Origin of the sequence: Candidatus Sodalis sp. SoCistrobi (assembly GCF_900143145.1) — a bacterium.
Classification (GTDB): domain Bacteria; phylum Pseudomonadota; class Gammaproteobacteria; order Enterobacterales; family Enterobacteriaceae; genus SoCistrobi.
On the sequence record NZ_FRDB01000214.1, the window covers coordinates 1 to 4,687 of the forward strand.

The 4,687-nt window shown below is 54.8% G+C and carries 4 protein-coding genes and 1 pseudogene; 2 read left to right on the forward strand and 3 right to left on the reverse strand.

Annotated elements, in window-relative coordinates; all coding sequences use genetic code 11:
- Window positions 1–229, forward strand: a 229-nt coding sequence (locus tag CINSTRO3249_RS12830) for an integrase core domain-containing protein (protein WP_143146879.1), incomplete at its 5' end; no start/stop codon positions are given.
- Between the two features lie 53 nt (window positions 230–282).
- Here the strand turns inward: CINSTRO3249_RS12830 and CINSTRO3249_RS17050 are convergent.
- From CINSTRO3249_RS17050 to CINSTRO3249_RS12840, 3 genes and pseudogenes are all read right to left on the reverse strand, one after another.
- Window positions 283–411 (reverse strand): annotated as a pseudogene (locus CINSTRO3249_RS17050) (MFS transporter); the annotation flags it as partial.
- Between the two features lie 51 nt (window positions 412–462).
- On the reverse strand, window positions 463–1,521 hold the full coding sequence (locus CINSTRO3249_RS12835; protein ID WP_174249789.1) for a mandelate racemase/muconate lactonizing enzyme family protein: 1,059 nt from the start codon (window positions 1,519–1,521) through the stop codon (window positions 463–465).
- A gap of 66 nt (window positions 1,522–1,587) precedes the next feature.
- Window positions 1,588–2,616, reverse strand: a complete 1,029-nt coding sequence (locus CINSTRO3249_RS12840) for a LacI family DNA-binding transcriptional regulator (RefSeq protein WP_074013564.1) — start codon at window positions 2,614–2,616, stop codon at window positions 1,588–1,590.
- Between the two features lie 555 nt (window positions 2,617–3,171).
- On the opposite strand from CINSTRO3249_RS12840, the gene CINSTRO3249_RS12845 reads away from it, so the two are divergent.
- Window positions 3,172–4,491, forward strand: a complete 1,320-nt coding sequence (locus CINSTRO3249_RS12845; protein ID WP_074013565.1) for an APC family permease — start codon at window positions 3,172–3,174, stop codon at window positions 4,489–4,491.
- Window positions 4,492–4,687 lie beyond the last annotated feature (196 nt).

The following is a 4,687-nucleotide window of genomic DNA, read 5'->3' on the forward strand; positions in this document are numbered from 1 at the left end:
CGGCGACTCCTACGATAATGCGATGGCAGAGAGTATCAACGGGTTGTACAAAACGGAGGTTATCCACCGCGGGAGCTGGAAAAACCGGACGGAAGTGGAGTTGGCCACGCTGGACTGGGTGGACTGGTACAACAACAGAAGGCTGCTCGGGCGGCTGGGTTACATCCCTCCTACTGAAGCCGAAATGAACTATTACGCTTTGCAATTAGCATCAGAGGAAGCGGCGTAGTATTGCCAAAATTACTCTCTAATAAACTCGGGGTTATTCAGACTTTTTACCGCAGAACCGTTTATATCCAAATCTTTTTCGATGCCGGGCAAGGCAATAGAAAGATTGGATCTATCCAGATAGGCGACAAAAATCCCGACCATTAGCGTTACGCCAATGCGAAACCATTTAGAGGTAAACATAGTCATTCCCACACCAAGGTATGATTTATTAGTAAACTTGTCTTTTAAGGATCAAGTCGAATAATGCTTTATCATATCGAAATCAATCTCAATGCCGAGCCCGGGACGCTGCGGCACCTGCATCACAGGTCCGATAGCCAAATCAGAGAGCTGCTCCCGGAAGATATTCGGCGCACGATCCAGCTCCAGCACGGGGCGCTGTTTTGCCATGGCCGGTACCGCCAGCGGAATAGCGCTGGTCAGGTGCAGCGTGGCGGCAAGGGAAATGGCCGATCCCCACTGATGCGGATAACATTCGATACCGTAGGCCGTCGCCATTTGGGCAATGGTCAGCGCTTCACTTATCCCGCCGCAGGCGGCAACATCTGGCTGCGCAATATCAATGCACTGCTGTTCCAGATACGATCGAAAACCAAAGCGCGTGAATTCCGATTCACCGCCGGCAATACGCATGTCCAGTTTATTTCTTACCTCGCGATAACCGGCAAAATCATCAGGTAATACCGGTTCTTCAAACCAGGCAATATCATAAGGGGCGATGCGTTTCCCCAGCGCGATAGCTTCATTGGCCGTATAGGCGCGATTGGCATCCACCGCCAACAGGGCGCTATCACCGATACACTGGCGGACGTTACGCACCCGTTGCGCATCCTCTTCAATCGACAGCGCGCCGACCTTCATTTTAAACGCGCTAAACCCTTCGCCGATGGCCTGCGCCGCATTTTCTTCTATCACGCGCGCATTATCGGCTGAATAATAGAATGTCGATGCATAAGCCGCCACCGGCTGCGCCAGATCACCGCCCAGCAATTGCCCTATCGGCTGATTAACATATTGACCGTAAATATCCCACAGGGCGATATCGATTCCCGACAATGCCGAAATCGCAATTCCTTTGCGGCCGAATTCGCGCGTGCGGTTATAAAGCGTTTCCCAAACATGACGACGCGGCAGCGGATCGCGGCCGATGAGCTGCGGCGCGTAAAGTTCTTTAATCAAAGCGGCGTTGGTTTCGGCCGGGCCAAAGCATTCTCCCCAGCCGGTAATCCCCTCGTCGGTTTTAATTTCCACCAGGCAAATTGCGCGGACATCCCAATACCATTGCGACATGCCAAATTTCTCAGGGAGCTTGTCCTTAAGCACGTGAGTGTTGATTTCAGTGACTCGCATAATGTCTTATTCTCCTGTCTTATTTCTTATTGTCGATTGCCGTTCAATCAGCGTAACGGGCAATCGGGTCTGACAACTGTCGCTAATGCTTTTCTCTTTGGTCAGCACCGCGATAAGCTTATTGGCTGCGCCGGCGCCGATGTCATACGTCGGCTGCGCAATGACGGTAAGCGGCGTGGCGATAACCGAGGCCCATTCCGTATCATCGAAGCCGATAAACAACAGGTCGCGAGGAAACGCCAGGCCGGCGCGGTGCATCGCTTTCACCATACTGAGCGACAGTTTGCCGTTGATCGAAATTATCCCGGGCGTAGCCGCCCCGTTCACGGCCTGCGCGATGTGATCACCGAGCGTATCCATGTTCTCGTTTTCGACAATGACGGTACGGCACGGCACCTGCTTAAACGCAGCGCTGTTCCCTATGGCGTTAAACGCCTCCACGCGCTCGATTCGCGGAGAAATCGTATCCGGCGGCGGCGTAAACAGCGTGACGGCATCGCACTGGCGCTGTTGCAGGTGCGCCATCGCCAGACGCATCCCCTGCCGATTGTCCACCGACACGCAATTAATATCCTCGAAGCCCAGTTTCCTGCCGACCAGTACCGTCGGAATGTCCTGCGCCACCGCCCGGATAAAATCATCGTTTTTACCCGTGCTGTTAATGATGAAACCGTCGACGCGCTTGGACATCATATTTTCAATAATGGCAATTTCGTTTTGGGCATCGTCTTTGGCGTCGCATAAAAACAGTGTATAGCCAAACGGGGTACATACCCCTTCAATACCTTTTAATATATCCATTGAATAAGGATTGAAGATATCCGCCATAATCACGGCGATGGTCTTGCTCTGCGTGCTGCGCAAAGAGCGCGCAACATCGTTCGGTTTATAGTTCATCTCGGCAATTATCCGGCTGATGCGCTCCCGCGTCGCCGCGCTCATTGAGCCAAACTTACCGTTTAAATAGCGTGAAATCGTCGCCGTCGATACGCCCGCCGCCTTGGCGACATCGCTAATGGCTACTTTCTTGTCCATAAAAATTGCTAGTTAGGTAATAGATTATCTAACTATAGAGATTCCATTATCGATGACTGTGATCTAACACTCATTTTTATTACGCCGCCGGCGGTGAAACATTTTCACGTTGGCCCGCCCGCGCCTCGCTGACAGCAGGAATCGGGCGCGGCGGCATCCGGCTAACACGCCCCTTTACGCGCCGGAAACCGGTAAAAGGAGGCCACCAGCGGCGCTGGGGCAACAGGTTCTGTGCGACGCCAGGCGAATCGATTTGCTGATTGTGCACAGCTAGTCCGCGGCCGAAATCGGCTGCGGACTAGCGACGATAGGTTGTGCATTGATTGGGGTTTCTCACGGCAATATGACCCCGTATGGACCCGGGCACCGCCAGACGACGCTGTTCAGGACCGGCGTGTCCGGTCCGCCCCAGTGCGCACGTTTTGCGCGTAGGCCGGATGATGCTATCAGGACGCATTCAGGGAACGTCCCGACGGGCGCTACGGCGGCGATGATCGCGTTCGCCGCTCTCTTCGCCCGCTGTCGCCACAGTGCAATCTTACAAGGAGTAATGTCATGTCAGATTTTAAAAAGACCCTTACCACAGGCCATTTGGTGTTGTTCGGGCTGGCCTATATGGCACCCATTATCGTGCTCGGCACTTTTGGGGTACTGGCGCAGATCACCGACGGCCACGTGGCGGGCGCCTATGTGCTGGCGCTGGTGGCCATGTTTTTCACCGCCTGCAGCTACAGCCTGATGTCCGCCGCCTTTCCGGTGGCCGGCTCTGCCTATATCTATGTACGCAACGCCATCAGCGAGAATATGGGGTTTCTCGCCGGCTGGAGCATCCTGCTGGATTATCTGTTCCTGCCGATGGTGATTTGGCTCATCGGCGCGGTTTATCTCTCTTCGGCGGTACCGGCGGTGCCCCAGTTTGTCTGGTTACTGGCGTTTATCGCCATCACCACCGCCATCAATATCGTAGGGCTGAAAGTGGCCTATGCCGTGAATCTGCTGCTGATGACGGTCCAGTTGCTAATTGTGGTGGCCTTCGCAACGCTTGCGGTACATTACCTCTATGGTGACGCCTCGCGCCCTTTCTGGAGTCTGGCGCCGTTTCTCGATCAGCGCGATCAGCTGTTGCCGATCTTGGTCGCCGGCGGCGCCGTGGCCTGTTACTCCTTTCTGGGGTTTGATGCCATTACCACGCTGGCCGGCGAGACCCTCAATCCTCAGCGCAGCATACCGCGCGCGATTATGCTTATCACGCTCTGCGGCGGCATCCTCTTCATCCTCGTCGCCTGGTGCGTGCAGTTGGCCCATCCCGGCGCGACGTTTCAGAACACCGATTCGGCGGCGTTTGAAATTGCCGGTAATATCGGCGGTGACGTGTTTGTGACGTTATTTATGATAGGGCTGGTATTCGGCCAGTTCGCCTCCGGGATCTCCGCCCAGGCCAGCGCCAGCCGAATGATTTATAGCCTGGGCTGCGATGGCGTACTGCCCCGCCTGCTCGGACGACTGGGTCGCTTTACCACGCCGGTTAACGCCATTTTGCTGTGCGCGACGGTAGCGCTGCTGGCGCTGATGATGAACGTGACCACCTCTACTTCGTTTATCAATTTCGGCGCCTTTCTGGCGTTTACGCTGGTCAATTTAGCGGTCATTGGTCATTACTATCTGCGGTTAAAGCGCCGCGGCGGCTGGGACACGCTGCGTTATCTGGTGGCCCCGGCGCTCGGTGCCCTCTCTTCATTGTGGCTGCTGATAAGCCTGGATGGCACCGCCATCATGCTCGGCGCCGCCTGGCTGGCGTTAGGGGCGCTACGTTTGCTCTGGCTGCGCCTGGGCAACAAACGGCTGGCGCTGCATGTGGAGGGAGACACCAAGTAACCGGCCGCCGGCCATACCCTTTGCCAAAGGTGCTGGCCGGCGTTTGAGCGGCAACGGTGTGTCAACCACTGTTATTGCAAGTTTAAAATGTCAACTAATCCCGCAAAGTAGAAATGTCACCTTTTCCTGATGAAATGTTATGCTGTGCATATTTAACTCAGAGATGTGAAACATCATGCCTAATGTGCTGCAAAAT